This window comes from Nesterenkonia sp. AY15, from assembly GCF_022565855.1.
Taxonomy (GTDB): domain Bacteria; phylum Actinomycetota; class Actinomycetes; order Actinomycetales; family Micrococcaceae; genus Nesterenkonia.
In genome coordinates this window covers 767,801-783,324 of sequence record NZ_JAJOYV010000001.1, presented here as the reverse complement: position 1 = coordinate 783,324, position 15,524 = coordinate 767,801, and the positions used below count along the sequence as shown (strand labels likewise).

Here is a 15,524-nt window from a genome sequence, read left to right as displayed (position 1 = left end):
GCATGCTGATCTACGACGCCGTGACGGTCGTCACTCGCTCACCACCCTCCACAAGGAGACCCCCATGATTCTGGGCATCGTCGGCATCATCGTGTCCCTGCTGCTGCTCATCACCCTCGCCTACCGCGGCGTGCCGGTGATCCTGGCCGCTCCGCTCTCCGCAGTCGTCTGCGTGCTGTTCTCCGGGGCCCCCATCCTGGCCTCCTACACCGAGGTGTTCATGCCGGCGATGGCCGGCTTCGTGGGCAGCTGGTTCCCGGTCTTCCTGGTCGGGGCCATCTTCGGGATCCTGATGACCGTGACCGGATACGCAGAGTCGATCGCGCGCACCGTGACCGGCTGGATCGGAAGCCGCCGAGCGATCGCCGCCACGGTGATCACCTCGGCACTGATGACCTACGGCGGGATCAGCCTCTTCGTGGTCGCGTTCGTGATGTATCCGCTGGCTCGCGAGCTGTTCCGGGTGGCCGACATCCCGCGTCGGCTGATCCCCGGCACCATCGCGCTGGGCATCTTCACCTTCACCATGACCGCCCTGCCCGGTTCCCCGCAGGTGCAGAACATCATCCCCGGGCAGTTCTTCGGCACCGATGCCTACGCCGGCCCGGGGGTGGGCGTCCTCGGCGGGATCCTGATCTTCGGCCTGGGCATGGTGTGGCTGGAGCACCGCCGTCGCAGCCTGATCGCCAAGGGCGAGCACTTCGAGTCCCTGGAGTCCAAGAAGGTCATCGGAGGGTCGGCCGACGACGGCTCCTCGGTCACCACCACGATCGCCCCACCCAACCGCCTGGTTCCGTTCCTGCCGCTGCTGACCGTCTTCGCGGTGAACTTCGCCTGCACCCTGCTGATCTTCCCGGCCATGGACTGGTCCTATCTGCAGGAGGACACCTTCGGGGCCATCACCTACGACTCCCGCGCGGGCCTGTGGGCCGTGGTGGTGGGCATCGTGGTCGCCATCGGACTGATCGTCGCGATGAACTTCGGACAGTGGAGCATCCTGAAGATCGGATTCAACGACGGCGTCAAGCGCTCCATGCTGCCGATCTTCTCCACCGCCTCCGAGGTCGGCTACGGCGCCGTCGTCGCCTCGGTGGCCGCCTTCATCGTGATCCGTGATTCGGTCTTCGGCATGGGCGCCAACGCGCTGGTGACATCCGTGGTCACGACCTCGATCACCGCCGGGCTGACCGGCTCCTCCTCCGGCGGCATGACCATCGCCCTGAACGCCCTGGGCGATGACCTGCGCGGAATGGCCGAGGCCGAAGGCATGAGCCTGGAGATGATGCACCGATTGACCGCCATGGCCGCAGGCGGCCTGGACACGCTTCCCCACTCGGGCGCCGTCGTCACGCTGCTGATCGTCTGTGGCCTCACCCATCGTCAGTCCTATAAGGACATCGGTATGGTGACGCTTGTCATCCCGGTGCTGGTCGTCGCCGCGCTGATCGCGCTGGTCTCGGCCGTCGGCGGGTTCTGATCCACGGGAACGGGCGCGCCTCGTCCGCCGCGGCCCCCGCGTCCAACGCCATCCCGTCCCACGCCATCCCGCCCCCCGCCATCCCCTCCGCCCCGTTCCATACCGACCCTTCTGAAGGAGCCTCATGAACCCCCACCCGACTCGCAGCTCACCGATCCCGGCCGATGCGCTGAGCGGCCGGCGCGCCGTCGTCACCGGCGGGGCCTCCGGCATCGGTGCGGCCTGTGTGCGGGCCTTCGCCGCCGCCGGGGCCCAGGTGACGGTCTGCGACCGCGACGGCGAAGCCGCCGAGGCCCTGGCAGCAGAGATCGGCGGCACCTCATGGACGGTGGATCTCGCCGAGACCGCGGCCCTGGAGGAGCTCACGGCCGAGACGGGACTCCACGACGCCGACATCCTGGTCAACAACGCCGGCATCCAGCGGGTCGCGCCCCTGCACGAGTTCGACCCCGAGGCCTGGCGGTTCATGCACCGGCTGATGGTGGAGTCTCCGTTCCTGCTGATCCGCGCCGCCCTCCCAGGCATGTACGAGCGCGGCTTCGGCCGGATCCTCAACATCTCATCGGTCCATGGCCTGCGGGCCAGCCCATATAAGTCCGCCTACGTGACTGCCAAGCATGCGCTGGAGGGGCTCTCCAAGGTCACCGCCCTGGAGGGCGCCGAGCACGGGGTGACCTCCAACTGCCTCAACCCCGCCTATGTGCGCACCCCGCTGGTGGAGAAGCAGATCGCAGACCAGGCCCGCATCCACGGCATCGGTGAGGACCAGGTGGTCGAGCAGATCATGCTCACCGAGTCTGCCGTGAAGCGGCTGGTGGAGCCCGAGGAGGTGGCCTCCCTGGCCACGTGGCTGGTCTCCGACGCCGCCGGCATGGTGACCGGCACGTCCTACGCCATCGACGGAGGATGGACCGCGAGCTGAGCAGACCATCACGCGGAGGATCCAGCAGACCTGCACTCTCACAGTCCCAAGCCCAACCGCCCCAAGTCCCTGAGGAGGGCCCATGACCATCGACAAGACCGTAGCGACCGCCGCCGAGGCCGTCGCCGACATCCCTGACGGAGCCTCGCTCGCCGTGGGAGGCTTCGGCCTCTCCGGCAATCCGATCCAGCTCATCGAGGCGCTGCTGGAGCAGGGCGCCTCCGGGCTCTCCGTCGCGTCCAACAACTGCGGCGTGGACGGCTGGGGCCTGGGCATCCTGTTGGCGGCCCGCCGGATCGTGAAGATGACCTCGTCCTATGTGGGCGAGAACAAGGAGTTCGCTCGCCAGTACCTGGAGGGCGAGCTCGAGCTGGAGCTGGTCCCGCAGGGCACTCTCGCGGAGAAGATGCGCGCCGGCGGCGCGGGCATCCCGGCGTTCTACACCCGCTCCGGAGTGGGCACGCAGGTCGCCGAGGGCGGCATCCCGATGACCTACGACGGCTCCGGCGGCGTGGCGAAGGAGTCTGCGCCCAAGGAGGTCAGGCCCTTCACCGTCCACGACGGCCGGGCGCTCGACTTCGTCCTGGAGGAGTCGATCGTCGCCGACTTCTCCCTGGTCCATGCCCAGCGCGGCGACCGACACGGCAACCTGGTGTTCAACAAGGCCGCCCGGCAGTTCAGCCCCGACGCCGCGATGGCGGGCCGGGTCTGCATCGCCCAGGTGGAGGAGCTCGTGGAGCCCGGGGAGATCGACCCCGACGCCGTCCACCTGCCCGGGGTCTTCGTGCACCGGATCGTGGAGGTCGGCGCCGAGATCGACAAGCCCATCGAGAAGCGCACCGTCCGCAGCGACGAGAAGGAGTGACCACGTCATGACCACCGAGATCAACGCGGGCTGGACCCGCGACCAGATGGCCGCCCGCGCCGCCGAGGAGCTCCCCGACGGCGCCTACGTGAACTTAGGCATCGGGATGCCGACCCTGATCCCGAACCACATCCCGGCCGAACGCACCGTAGTGCTCCAGTCCGAGAACGGCATCCTCGGCGTGGGCCCCTACCCCACCGAGGACGCGGTGGACCCGGACCTGATCAACGCCGGCAAGGAGACGGTCACCGTGCTTCCCGGGGCGGCGTTCTTCGACTCCTCCACCAGCTTCGGCATGATCCGCGGCGGCAAGATCGACGTCGCCGTGCTCGGCGGCATGCAGGTGGCCGAGAACGGCGACCTCGCCAACTGGATGGTGCCCGGCAAGATGGTCAAGGGCATGGGCGGTGCCATGGACCTGGTCCATGGCGCGGAGCGGGTCATCTGCCTGATGGACCATGTGGCGAAGGACGGGGCCCCGAAGATCCTGCCTGCCTGCACCCTGCCGCTGACCGGCAAGTCCGTGGTGAACCGGATCATCACCGACCTGGCCGTCATCGACGTGGTGGGCACCGAGACCGCCCCGCGCCTGGTGCTGGTGGAGACCGCGCCGGGGGTGAGTGAGGAGCAGGTGCGCGAAGCCACCGGCGTCGAGCTGCACTGAGCCGCCGCACATGCTAGGCATGGTCCTGAACACCCACGAGTCGTCCGCAACATGAAGGAGCAGCTATGACACCCGGTTCCGTGATCCTCGGAGGAAGCCGCACCCCGATCGGCAAGCTGATGGGCGGGCTCTCCTCGCTCACCGCCGCCCAGTTGGGGTCCGCTGCCATCAGCAGCGCCCTGGAGAAGACCGGGGTCCGCACCGACCAGGTCGACTACGTGATCATGGGGCAGGTGATCCAGGCCGGAGCGGGACAGAACCCGGCCCGCACCGCCGCCCTGGGAGCAGGCATACCTGCCCGCGTGCCCGCGATGACGGTGAACAAGGTATGCCTGTCGGGGCTCAGCGCCATCGCCTACGCGGATCAGCTGATCCGCGCCGGTGAATGTGAGCTGGTGGTCGCCGGCGGCATGGAGTCGATGTCCAATGCCCCGCACCTGCTGCCGGGCTCGCGCAAGGGCTTCACCTATGGAGACACGACCCTGGTGGACTCGATGGCCTATGACGCGCTGTTCGATCAGGCCACGCAACAGACCATGGGCGCCCTGACAGAGTCCTGCAACACGGCGGAGACGGAGGTCTCCCGGCAGGAGCAGGATCAGCTTGCTGCGCTCTCCCATGAACGCGCCGCGCAGGCGTGGGACAACGGCGTCTTCGACGACGAGGTCACGCCCGTCGAGGTGCCCCAGCGCAAGGGTGACCCGGTTCTGGTCAGCCGCGACGAGGGCATCCGAGCGGGCACGACGGCGGAATCGCTGGGCAAGCTTCGCCCTGCCTTCGACAAGGAGGGCACGATCACGGCTGCCTCTGCCTCGCAGATCTCTGACGGTGCCTGCGCCGTCATCGTGACCACCCCGGAGAAGGCGCAGGAGCTCGGTCTCACTCCCCTGGCGGAGATCGGCGCCTATGGCATGGTGGCCGGACCGGATTCCTCCCTGCAGCTGCAGCCCGCGCATGCGATCGCTGAGGCGTGCCGCAAGCAGGGCATCGACCCAGAGTCACTGGACCTGGTGGAGATCAATGAGGCGTTCGCCGCCGTGGGGGTGGCGTCGGCTCGGAAGCTGGGCCTCTCGGAGGAGAAGCTCAACGTCAACGGCGGCGCCATCGCGCTGGGCCACCCGGTGGGCATGTCCGGGGCGCGCCTGGTGCTTCACCTTGCCTTGGAGCTGTCCCGCCGTGGCGGCGGCACCGGAGCCGCGGGCCTGTGCGGCGGCGGAGGCCAGGGTGACGCCCTGATCCTCACCGTCCGCGGCTGAACTGCCCGTTCAGACCCCTCAACGGGAGATTCACTTGAGGTACGGCGGAGAATCCGTCATCTGGTCGACGACGGTCTCGGCGACTTCGCGCATCGACAGCCGGCGGTCCATCGAGGTCTTCTGGATCCAGCGGAAGGCCTCCGGCTCCGTGAGGCCCATCTTGGTGGTGAGCAGGGACTTGGCCCGCTCCACGAGCTTGCGGGTCTCGAACTTGTCGGCCAGCGACGTGACCTCGTCCTCCAGGGCGCGGATCTCGTCGAAGCGAGCCATGGCGACCTCGATGGCCGGGATCAGATCGTTCTCGGTGAACGGCTTGACCACGTACGCCATGGCGCCGGCCTCACGGGCCGATTCGACCAGGTCACGCTGGGAGAACGCGGTCAGCATGACCACCGGGGCGATCCGCTCCTCCGCGATGAGCTGCGCCGCGGTGATGCCGTCCATGATGGGCATCTTCACGTCCATCACGACCAGGTCCGGCTCGGTCTCGCGGGCCAGCTCCACGGCGCGTTCACCGTTGTCGGCCTCACCGACCACGTCGTAGCCGGCGCCGGTGAGGATCTCGACGATGTCGAGCCGGATGAGCGTCTCATCCTCGGCGACCAGCACGCGGCGCACCGCGCTCCCGTGCTGGGCCGCCGCGTCGGAGGTGGCGGCGTCGCCGCCCGCTGCGGATCCGCTCTCATGGGCACCGGTGCCCGGAGTCTGTTCGCTCACCGTTCTCCTTCTGGTCCCTGACCACCGTGCCGGGAGCATCCCCCGGAGGGGATGATCCCCGTGCTGGGCTGGTCGTCGTCGTCTTGGTGCCCGAAGTGGGACTCGAACCCACACACCAGTGGTACCGCATTTTGAGTGCGGCGCGTCTACCTATTCCGCCATTCGGGCTGGACCAAGGAGGTCAGGGCCTCCCCGGCGCTCATACAGTCCCCGCGGGCAGTCTTCTCAGACTTCCCGGCGAGGACGGCACCAGCTTACCCGGGCCTGCGCCCGGGCGTTGAATCTCGGCCGTGCCGGCCCGACTAGACCGGGCTTGAGGCGCTGACCGCGGGCCAGGGTCCGACCGGTTCCTTGTTCGCCGGGGCGGTGTCGCCGCGGCGCAGGGTCTCGATGTCGCTGGCGTCGTGCAGGTCACCGATCCGGTGGACCTTGACCATGTTGGTGGTCCCGGCCTGTCCTGGAGGGGACCCGGCGGCGATCACGACGAGCTGACCGAGCTCGGCGGCATCTTCTTCCAGCAGCAGCTTGTCCACCTGGGCGGTCATGGTGTCGGTGTGGGTGGCGAACTCCACCCAGCGCGGCTGCACGCCCCAGGAGAGGGTCAGGATGTTGTGCGTGTGCTCCACGTGGGTGAAGGCGAAGATGTTCTGCTTCGGCCGCAGCCGGGAGAGCCGACGGGCGGAGTCTCCGGAGCGGGTGAAGGTGGTCAGGTGCTCGATGTCGAGCTGGTCCGCGATCTCCTTGGCGGCGCGGGTGATCGCACCACCACGGGTCTTCGGCCTGGTGCCCAGCTCGGGGATCCGGCTCAGACCCTTGGTCTCGGTGGTCTCGATGATCCTGGACATGGTCTCCACGGTCTCCACCGGGAACTGACCCACGGAGGTCTCTCCGGAGAGCATGACCGCGTCCGCGCCGTCGAGCACCGCGTTGGCGCAGTCGGAGGCCTCGGCGCGGGTGGGCCGGGGGCTGTCGATCATGGATTCCAGCACCTGGGTGGCGACGATGACCGGCTTGGCCCAGCGTCGGGCGAGCTCCACGGCGCGCTTCTGCACCAGCGGAACCTCCTCCAGCGGCAGCTCCACGCCGAGATCGCCGCGGGCGACCATGACGGCGTCGAAGGCGTCGACGATGTCCTGCAGCGCCTCCACCGCCTGGGGCTTCTCGACCTTGGCGATGACCGGGACGCGGCGTCCCTCTTCATCCATGATCCGGTGCACGGCTTCGATGTCTGCGGCGTCACGGACGAAGGAGAGCGCGACCATGTCGAAGCCGGTGCGCAGCGCCCAGCGCAGATCCTCCTCGTCCTTCTCCGACATCGCCGGCACGGAGACCGCGACGCCGGGCAGGTTGATGCCCTTGTTGTTGGAGACCTTGCCGGGCACGGTGACCTCGGTGACGACGTCGGTGTCAGTGACCTCCAGCGCGCGCAGCGAGACCTTGCCGTCGTCGATGAGCAGCGTGTCGCCGACGTTGACGTCTCCGGGCAGGCCCTTGAACGTGGTGGAGCAGCGCTCCTTGGTGCCCTGGATGTCATCGATGGTGATGGTGAAGCGGTCACCCACGGCGAGGGCGTGCTCACCCTCGGCGAAGCGACCCAGCCGGATCTTCGGCCCCTGCAGGTCGGCGAAGATCCCGACGGCCTGGCGCAGGTCCTTGGAGACCTCGCGGACGGTGTTGTAGGTGTCCTCGTGGACGCTGTAGTCGCCGTGGCTCATGTTCACCCGGGCGACGTCGACACCGGCCTCCACGAGCTTGCGGGTCATCTCATAGCCTGCGGTGGCGGGGCCGAATGTGGCGACGATCTTGGCGTGTCTCATGTCTCACCTTGTCCTATCTATTGTGCTGATAAGCGAGTTGATGGACTGGCACGACACTGGACCAGGATGGTTCGTGCTCGAGCCTATAACAGTCAGCCTGTGAGTGAAATGGCACGATCCGAGGGCTTGACCGGGGCCGGAAGCCTGGTCGCGCCTTCGAGATATTCGTCCACCTTCGCGGCTGCTGCGCGGCCCTCCGCGATGGCCCAGACCACCAGGGAGGCTCCACGTCCGGCGTCGCCGACGGCGAAGACGCCCTCCACGGAGGTCTGGTAGTCCTCCGCCCGGGTGATGTTCCCGCGGCGGTCGAAGTCGAGGGAGAGCTGCTCGGTGAGCGTGTCAGATTCCGCCCCGGTGAATCCCAGGGCCAGCAGCACCAGGTCAGCGGGGATCTCGTGCTCGCTGTCGGGCTTGGGCGAGCGGGAGCCGTCGGGGTTGTACTGGGTCTCGGCGACCTTCAGGGCGCGCACGTGGCCGAGCTCATCGGCGACGAACTCCACGGTCGAGGCCAGGTAGCTGCGCTCCCCGCCCTCCTCGTCGGCGCTGGTGAGTTCGAAGACCCGCGGGTCCATCGGCCAGGGCTCATTCTCGGGACGCTCCGAGGGGAGCTCCTTGCCGATGGCCAGGGTGGTCACCGAGGCCGCTCCGTGGCGGTGGGCGGTGCCGATGCAGTCGGCGCCGGTGTCACCGCCGCCGAGGACCACGACGTGCTTGCCGTCGGCGCGGATCTGGTCGGCGACCTCGTCTCCGGAGGTGGCCTTGTTGGACTGGACCAGGTACTCCATGGCGAAGTGGACCCCGTCGAGTTCGCGCCCGGTGATGCCCAGGTCGCGCGGGACCATGGCGCCGGTGGCCAGGATCACGGCGTCGTAGCTGGCCTCCAGGGCGTCCCAGGTGATGTCGGCGCCGATCTCGGTGGAGGTGTAGAAGCGGGTGCCCTCGGCGCGCATCTGGTCGATGCGGAACTCCACGTGGTGCTTCTCCATCTTGAAGTCCGGGATGCCATAGCGCAGCAGCCCGCCGAGCCGGTCGTCGCGCTCGTAGACGGCCACGGTGTGCCCGGCGCGGGTGAGCTGCTGGGCGGCGGCGAGGCCTGCCGGGCCGGAGCCCACCACGGCGACGGTCTTGCCGGTGAGCCGCTGGGGCAGCACCGGTTCGACGTAGCCGCGAGCGATCGCCTCATCGGCGATGGAGACCTCGGACTGCTTGATCGTCACTGCGGGCTGGTTGATCCCCAGCACGCAGGAGGTCTCACAGGGTGCCGGGCAGATCCGCCCGGTGAACTCCGGGAAGTTGTTGGTCATGTGCAGCCGGGAGGAGGCCTCCTCCCACTGGTCGCGCCAGATCAGGTCGTTCCACTCCGGGATCAGGTTCCCGAGCGGGCAGCCGGTGTGGCAGAAGGCGATGCCGCAGTCCATGCAGCGGCTGGCCTGGGTCTGTACGATGCCGCGCTCGTTGCGGTCATAGACCTCGTTGAAGTCCATGATTCGGACCGGGATGGGGCGAGAGGGCCGGTCCTGGCGCTCTCGGTGCTTCAGGAATCCACGCGGATCAGCCACGGGTCGCCTCCAGAATCTTCTGCCATGCTGCGTCGCCATCGGGATCCAGGCCCTCGTCGAGGGCGCTGGAGCGGGCGCGGAGCACGGCGTCGTAGTTGCGCGGGAGCACCTTGGTGATGCGCGAATAGGTGGTCTCAAGGTCGTCGAGGAGGGCTTCGGCCACGGTGCTGCCGGTCTCCTCGTGATGGCGGCGCAGCAGGTCGCCGATGATGGCGCGATCCTCCTCATCGGGCTCGAGCAGCAGCAGGTCCCCGTTGATGCGGGCCTGCGAGTTGATCTTCTCCTCGTCGAAGTCCACCAGGAACGCGGTGCCTCCGGACATGCCTGCCCCGAAGTTGCGTCCGGTGGGTCCCAGGATGAGCGCCTGACCGCCGGTCATGTACTCACAGCCGTGGTCGCCGATTCCTTCGACCACGGCGGTGGCGCCGGAGTTGCGCACCAGGAAGCGTTCGCCGACCTGGCCGCGCAGGAACATCTCGCCGGCGGTGGCGCCGTAGCCGATCACGTTGCCGGCGATGACGTTCTTCTCGGCCACCAGCGGGGCCGAGGGGTCCGGGTGGGCGATGATCCGCCCGCCGGAGAGTCCCTTGCCCACGTAGTCGTTGGCGTCCCCGGCCAGGTGCAGGGTGATCCCGTGGGGAAGGAAGGCCCCGAGGGACTGGCCCGCCTCACCGGTGAGCTCCACGACGATGGTGTTGTTCTCCAGCATCTTCAGCCCCTGCGCCTTGGTCACCTCGTGGCCGAGCATGGTGCCCACCGAGCGGTCGGTGTTGATGACCTTCTTCTCGATGTGGACCTTCTCGCCGTGGGAGATGGCCGAACCGGCGAGTTCGATGAGACCCATGTCGAAGTGCTTCTCCAGCTCGTGGTCCTGCCCGCGGGTGCGGCGCAGCATCGAGGCGGTCACCGGGTCGTTGGGGTCGTAGCTGTCCAGCACGGCGCCGAGGTCGAGCCCGGTGGTCTTCCAGTGCCGCTTGGCGTCGTCCATGTCGATGGCGTCGACGTGGCCGATCGCCTCGTCCAGGGTGCGGAAGCCCAGTTCGGCCAGGTATTCGCGCACCTCCTGGGCGACGAACTCGAAGAAGTTCACCACGTGGTCGGCCTGACCGGTGTAGCGGTCGCGCAGCACCGGGTTCTGCGTGGCCACGCCCACCGGGCAGGTGTCCAGGTGGCAGACCCGCATCATGATGCAGCCTGAGACCACCAGCGGGGCGGTGGCGAAGCCGTATTCCTCGGCACCGAGCAGCGCCGCGATGACCACGTCACGCCCGGTCTTGAGCTGACCGTCCACCTGCACGGTGACGCGTTCGCGCAGCCCGTTGAGCATCAGCGTCTGCTGCGCCTCGGCCAGCCCGAGCTCCCAGGGGGTGCCCGCGTGCTTGAGCGAGTTCAGCGGCGAGGCGCCGGTGCCGCCGTCGTGCCCGGAGATCAGCACGACGTCGGCCTTGGCCTTGGTCACGCCGGCCGCCACGGTGCCCACTCCGTGCAGGGAGACCAGCTTCACGTGGACCCGGGCGCCGGTGTTGGCGCGCTTGAGGTCGAAGATCAGCTGGGCCAGGTCCTCGATGGAGTAGATGTCGTGGTGCGGCGGTGGGGAGACCAGCGCGACGCCGGGGGTGGAGTGCCGGGTCTCGGCCACCCAGGGGTAGACCTTCTTGCCCATGAGCTGGCCGCCCTCGCCGGGCTTGGCACCTTGGGCCATCTTGATCTGAAGGTCATCGGCGTGGGTGAGGTACTGGCTGGTGACGCCGAAGCGTCCGGAGGCGATCTGCTTGACCGCCGAGCGCCGCTCGGGGTCCTCCAGCCGGGCCGGGTGCTCGCCTCCCTCACCGGTGTTCGAGCGTGCGCCGAGCCGGTTCATCGCGATCGCGAGGGTCTCGTGGGCTTCCTGGGAGATGGAGCCGTAGCTCATCGCCCCGGTGTTGAACCGTTTGACGATCTCGGCGACCGATTCGACCTCTTCGATGGGCACCGGCGGGCGCTCGGAGCTGAGCTTGAAGAGTCCGCGCAGGGTCAGCAGCGCCTCGGACTGGTCATCGATGGCCTTGGAGTACTGCTTGAAGATGTCGTATCGGCGGGTCTTTGTGGAGTGCTGCAGCTTGAAGACGGTCTGCGGGTTGAACAGGTGCGGCGGGCCTTCGCGGCGCCACTGGTACTCGCCGCCGATCTCGAGCTCGTTGCCCCGGCCGAGGTCGTTGCCGTCGGCCGGGTAGGCGCGCGCGTGCCGCTCGAGGGTCTCGGTGGAGAGCACGTCGAGCCCCACCCCGCCCATGGGCGAGTGGGTGCCGGAGAAGTACTGGTCCACCACGTTCTGGGCCAGGCCCACGGCTTCGAAGGTCTGCGCGCCGCAGTAGGAGGCGACGGTGGAGATGCCCATCTTGGACATGATCTTCAGCACGCCCTTGCCCAGCGCGGTGAGCAGGTTGTGCACCGCCTGCTCCTCGTCGACCGCGGTCAGGTCGCCGCGGCGGACCATGTCCTCGGCGGTCTCCATGGCCAGGTAGGGGTTCACCGCTGCGGCGCCATAGCCGATCAGGCAGGCCACGTGGTGGACCTCACGCACGTCTCCGGCCTCCACGATCAGCGAGACCTTGGTGCGGTTGGCGGACTTCAGCAGGTGGTGGTGGATCGCGGAGAGCACCAGCAGCGACGGGATCGGCGCCCACTGGGCGTTGGAGTCGCGGTCGGAGATCACGATGTAGCTGACCCCGCGGTTGACCGCGGCGGAGACCTTCTCGCAGATCTCGCGGATCCGCTGGCGCAGCTCTTCCTCCCTGGACCCGGCGCGGTAGAGCGCGCGGACCTTCAGTGCGATCTTCGCGCCGTCGTCGTTGCGGATGTTAGCGATCTTGGCGAGCTCGTCGTTGTTGATCACCGGGAAGTCCAGGGCGACCTGCCGGGAGCGGACCTGCTCGTTGGAGAGCAGGTTGCCGTTGGGACCGATGTGCAGCGCCAGGGAGGTGACCAGCTCCTCCCGGATGGCGTCCAGCGGCGGGTTGGTCACCTGGGCGAAGGTCTGCATGAAGTAGTCGAAGAGCAGCCGGGGCCGGTCGGCGAGCACCGCGATGGGGGTGTCGGTGCCCATGGCGCCCAGCGGCTCCGCGCCGGCGGTGGCCATCGGCCCGATCAGCACGCGGAGCTCTTCGTGGGTGTAGCCGAAGGTCTGCTGGCGCAGCCGGACCGACTCGGAGGGGTGGCGGACGTGCAGCCGCTCCGGGAGGTCGGCGAGCTTGACCAGGTTCTCCTGGACCCAGTCGGCCCAGGGTGCCGAGGAGGCGAGATCGGCCTTGATCTCCGCATCTTCGATGATCCGGCCCTCAACGGTGTCGAGCAGCAGCATCATGCCCGGGGCGACACGGCCCTTGCGCACGATGGAAGAGGGCTCCAGGTCCAGGACACCGACCTCGGAGGACATCACGACCAGGCCGTCGTCGGTGACCCAGTAGCGGGCCGGGCGCAGTCCGTTGCGGTCGAGCATCGCGCCGACCTGCTGACCGTCGGTGAAGGCGATCGCGGCGGGGCCGTCCCAGGCCTCCATGAGCTGTGCGTGGTACTGGTAGAACGCCCGCAGATCGGGGTCCATGGTCTCGTGGTTCTCCCAGGCCTCGGGGATCATCATCCGCATCGCCTGGGCCAGCGGCCGGCCGGAGAGCATCAGCAGCTCGGCGGCCTCGTCGAAGCTGGTGGAGTCCGAGGCGCCGGGGGTGCAGATCGGGAACAGCGACTCCGGGTCCTCGCCGAGCAGCTCCGAGGCCATCATGGACTGCCGGGCGCGCATCCAGTTGCGGTTGCCCTTGACGGTGTTGATCTCGCCGTTGTGCGCGATGTTGCGCAGCGGCTGGGCCAGCGGCCAGGAGGGGAAGGTGTTGGTGGAGAAGCGGGAGTGGACGATGCCCAGGGTGGTCTTGTACCGCTCGTCCGAGAGGTCCGGGAAGAAAGGCTCCAGCTGCGCGGTGGTGAGCATCCCCTTATAGGTGATGGTCTTCGAGGACAGCGAGGGGAAGTAGACCCCGAGCCGGTTCTGTCCACGCTTGCGCAGCCGCCATCCACGCTGGTCCAGCGTGCCCGAGCCGGACTCCTGGTAGGCGATGGAGTCCTCGGCGGCGAAGCCGAGGAAGACCTGCCGGAAGTACGGCATCGACTCCTTGGCCAGGGTGCCGATCATCGAGGCGTCGACCGGGACATCTCGCCAGCCCAGCACGATCAGGCCCTGTTCCTCGGCGAGGTCGCCGAAGCTGACGCACATCGCCTCGCGCTCGGCGGGTGACTGCGGCAGGAACGCGGTGCCGGCGAGGTACTCCCCCATCGGCGGGAGCTCGAACTCGGTGACCGCGCGGAAGAACTCGTCCGGGATCTGGGTGAGCAGCCCGGCACCGTCGCCGGTGCCCACGTCGCCGCCCACGGCGCCGCGGTGTTCGAGGTTGCGCAGCGCCACGAGGGCGTGGTCCACGATGTCGTGGCCCGGCTCGCCGCGCAGCGTGGCCACGGCGGCCATGCCGCAGTTCTCGTGCTCGTTGGCGGGGTCGTAGAGCCCAGACTTCTCAGGGAAAGCGGCAAAGCGCTGATAGGGACTCATGATCTGGAGCGGGTCTGCCGTGGCAGCCGCGCCTGTTCCCGGTGATCCGAGAGTAGACATGAAGGTCTTCCTTCCTCCGCATGCGGACGTTTCATGGGGAGGGGACATCGTCGGCCCCTTCTATGGTGCACGGTGTCTGAGCTCATTCTCCCAGTTCTTCGGGACTGTGGCGTCCCGGTCTGCGAAGAACTCCTCAGGCTCCGTCGGTCTTCGGTCCTGCATGACGCAGTCACCCTGTGACCCAGCCACACTGTGACGTTCGCGCTATACGGGGGTGTGTCCCGGCGCTTGACGGCAACGGCGCGGATTGGTCGGCGCGCCGCCGTCGTGGCCCTGGCGCTGACGCCAGGGGATGAGACCAATCTTCCAACCCTGACCTGCCGGTGGCAAGTCCGATCTCAGGATCTGGGACTGTCCGTCTCAGTCGAACCGGCAGGATCAGCACCCGGTTCGCCGCTGTCGACCGCGCCGGGAGCGGTGCTGTCAGCGGGCGTGTCGGTGGTGGTCACACCGGGCGTGTCAGCGGTGGTCGCACCGGTGGTCACGCCGGTCGCGGCGGTGCCAGCACCGGGCTGTGCGGCGGCATCGCCGGGCTGCGCGGAGACGTCAGCGGTCTCCAGCGGGGCCTCGCCGGCTGTCTCTCCGGTCCTGGAGTCAGCCGCCGGCGCGGCGTGGTCCTCGGATCCGCGCGGACCCTGCCCGGGACGGTAGATCTCCATCTCCTCGGCCAGCGCCGCCTCGGTGCGCGGGCGTCGGCTCCAGAGCCAGATCAGCATGCTCAGCGCCAGCAGGAACAGGAACACCGACATCCACATGTTCAAGCGCCATTCGATGCCGAAGATGTTGATCCACTGGGTGGACTTGTTCATCTCATCCACGCGCAGCGACTCGATCCAGAAGCGACCCAGCGAGTAGTAGGCCACGTAGGTCCAGGTGAGCAGGCCCTGCTTCACGGCGAAGCGGCGGTAGAGCGCGATCAGCAGGAAGAACCCGATCAGGTTCCAGATGCTCTCGTAGAGGAAGGTGGGGTGATACAGGGTGGACTCGCTCGCGCCCAGCGGCGGCGCCTGGTGGCGCTGGGTGGTGTCGATCGCCAGACCCCAGGGAAGGTTGGTGGGAGCGCCGTAGAGCTCCTGGTTGAAGTAGTTGCCCCAGCGTCCGATGGCCTGGGCCAGGATCACGCCGGGCACGATCACATCGGCGAACGCGCCGAACTTCATCCCGTATCGACGGCAGGCGAACCAGACCCCGACGGCGCCCAGCGCGACGGCGCCGACGATGCCCAGACCGCCCAGCCAGACCTGCGGGATCAGCGAGAGGTCGCCGTTCTCCCCGAAGTACGCGTCTGGGGAGGTGATCACGTGATAGAGCCGACCGCCCACGATGCCCAGCAGCACGGCCCAGATGAGCGCGTCGAAGACGTTCTCGGGACTGCCGCCGCGTGACTTCCAGAGCCGGCTGGAGACGAAGTACGCCACCAGGATGCCCAGACCGATCGCCAGACCGTAGAACCCGATCCGCAGCGGGCCGACGATGTCGATCCCGTCTGTGGGCGGGGAGGGGAAGGCTGCGCTGATCTGCGCCGTCGCCGAGGCGGTGGCCTCAGCGGCGGTCTGCAGGGCGCTGACCGGACTTGAAGTGAGAGACACGGTGTCCTTTCGCGGTGGTGGG

At 68.2% G+C, this 15,524-nt stretch carries 10 protein-coding genes and 1 tRNA gene; 5 read left to right on the top strand and 6 right to left on the bottom strand.

Features of this window, described 5'->3' with window-relative positions; all coding sequences use genetic code 11:
• Nucleotides 1-64 precede the first annotated feature (64 nt).
• The 5 genes from LSI54_RS03540 (at nt 65) to LSI54_RS03520 (ending at nt 5,184) form a co-directional block, all read left to right on the top strand.
• Entirely contained in the window at nt 65-1,477 is a 1,413-nt protein-coding gene (locus LSI54_RS03540; RefSeq protein ID WP_241464369.1) for a GntP family permease, read from the top strand.
• Nucleotides 1,478-1,601: 124 nt separating this feature from the next.
• Entirely contained in the window at nt 1,602-2,399 is a 798-nt protein-coding gene (locus LSI54_RS03535) for a 3-hydroxybutyrate dehydrogenase (protein ID WP_241475179.1), read from the top strand.
• An 82-nt stretch (nt 2,400-2,481) separates the two neighbouring features.
• Complete coding sequence (locus LSI54_RS03530) at nt 2,482-3,264, top strand: CoA transferase subunit A (RefSeq protein WP_241464367.1); 783 nt, start codon at nt 2,482-2,484, stop codon at nt 3,262-3,264.
• A gap of 7 nt (nt 3,265-3,271) precedes the next feature.
• On the top strand, nt 3,272-3,928 hold the full coding sequence (locus tag LSI54_RS03525; RefSeq protein WP_241475181.1) for a CoA transferase subunit B: 657 nt from the start codon (nt 3,272-3,274) through the stop codon (nt 3,926-3,928).
• A gap of 65 nt (nt 3,929-3,993) precedes the next feature.
• Nucleotides 3,994-5,184, top strand: a complete 1,191-nt coding sequence (locus tag LSI54_RS03520) for an acetyl-CoA C-acetyltransferase (RefSeq protein ID WP_241464365.1) — start codon at nt 3,994-3,996, stop codon at nt 5,182-5,184.
• Nucleotides 5,185-5,214: 30 nt separating this feature from the next.
• On the opposite strand, the gene LSI54_RS03515 is transcribed toward LSI54_RS03520, so the two are convergent.
• The 6 genes from LSI54_RS03515 to lgt form a co-directional block, all read right to left on the bottom strand.
• Complete coding sequence (locus LSI54_RS03515) at nt 5,215-5,901, bottom strand: ANTAR domain-containing response regulator (protein WP_446740361.1); 687 nt, start codon at nt 5,899-5,901, stop codon at nt 5,215-5,217.
• Between the two features lie 84 nt (nt 5,902-5,985).
• Nucleotides 5,986-6,069, bottom strand: a tRNA-Leu gene (locus tag LSI54_RS03510).
• Between the two features lie 134 nt (nt 6,070-6,203).
• Nucleotides 6,204-7,718, bottom strand: a complete 1,515-nt coding sequence (gene pyk / locus LSI54_RS03505; protein WP_241477763.1) for a pyruvate kinase — start codon at nt 7,716-7,718, stop codon at nt 6,204-6,206.
• Nucleotides 7,719-7,810: 92 nt separating this feature from the next.
• A complete protein-coding gene (locus LSI54_RS03500; protein WP_241469942.1) occupies nt 7,811-9,277 on the bottom strand; it encodes a glutamate synthase subunit beta in 1,467 nt (488 codons plus the stop codon).
• Complete coding sequence (gene gltB, locus LSI54_RS03495; protein ID WP_241477762.1) at nt 9,270-13,913, bottom strand: glutamate synthase large subunit; 4,644 nt, start codon at nt 13,911-13,913, stop codon at nt 9,270-9,272. Before gltB ends, LSI54_RS03500 begins: the two co-directional genes overlap by 8 nt.
• Nucleotides 13,914-14,251: 338 nt before the next feature.
• Nucleotides 14,252-15,502, bottom strand: coding sequence for a prolipoprotein diacylglyceryl transferase (gene lgt / locus LSI54_RS03490; RefSeq protein WP_241477761.1), 1,251 nt, complete (start codon nt 15,500-15,502; stop codon nt 14,252-14,254).
• Nucleotides 15,503-15,524: the final 22 nt, after the last annotated feature.

What these genes read in the sequence shown, in the direction of transcription:
- LSI54_RS03540 (WP_241464369.1), top strand. Translation starts at nt 65, where the DNA reads ATGATTCTGGGCATCGTCGGCATCATCGTGTCCCTGCTGCTGCTCATC.
- LSI54_RS03535 (WP_241475179.1), top strand. Translation starts at nt 1,602, where the DNA reads ATGAACCCCCACCCGACTCGCAGCTCACCGATCCCGGCCGATGCGCTG.
- LSI54_RS03530 (WP_241464367.1), top strand. Translation starts at nt 2,482, where the DNA reads ATGACCATCGACAAGACCGTAGCGACCGCCGCCGAGGCCGTCGCCGAC.
- LSI54_RS03525 (WP_241475181.1), top strand. Translation starts at nt 3,272, where the DNA reads ATGACCACCGAGATCAACGCGGGCTGGACCCGCGACCAGATGGCCGCC.
- LSI54_RS03520 (WP_241464365.1), top strand. Translation starts at nt 3,994, where the DNA reads ATGACACCCGGTTCCGTGATCCTCGGAGGAAGCCGCACCCCGATCGGC.
- pyk (WP_241477763.1), bottom strand. Translation starts at nt 7,718, where the DNA reads ATGAGACACGCCAAGATCGTCGCCACATTCGGCCCCGCCACCGCAGGC.
- gltB (WP_241477762.1), bottom strand. Translation starts at nt 13,913, where the DNA reads ATGTCTACTCTCGGATCACCGGGAACAGGCGCGGCTGCCACGGCAGAC.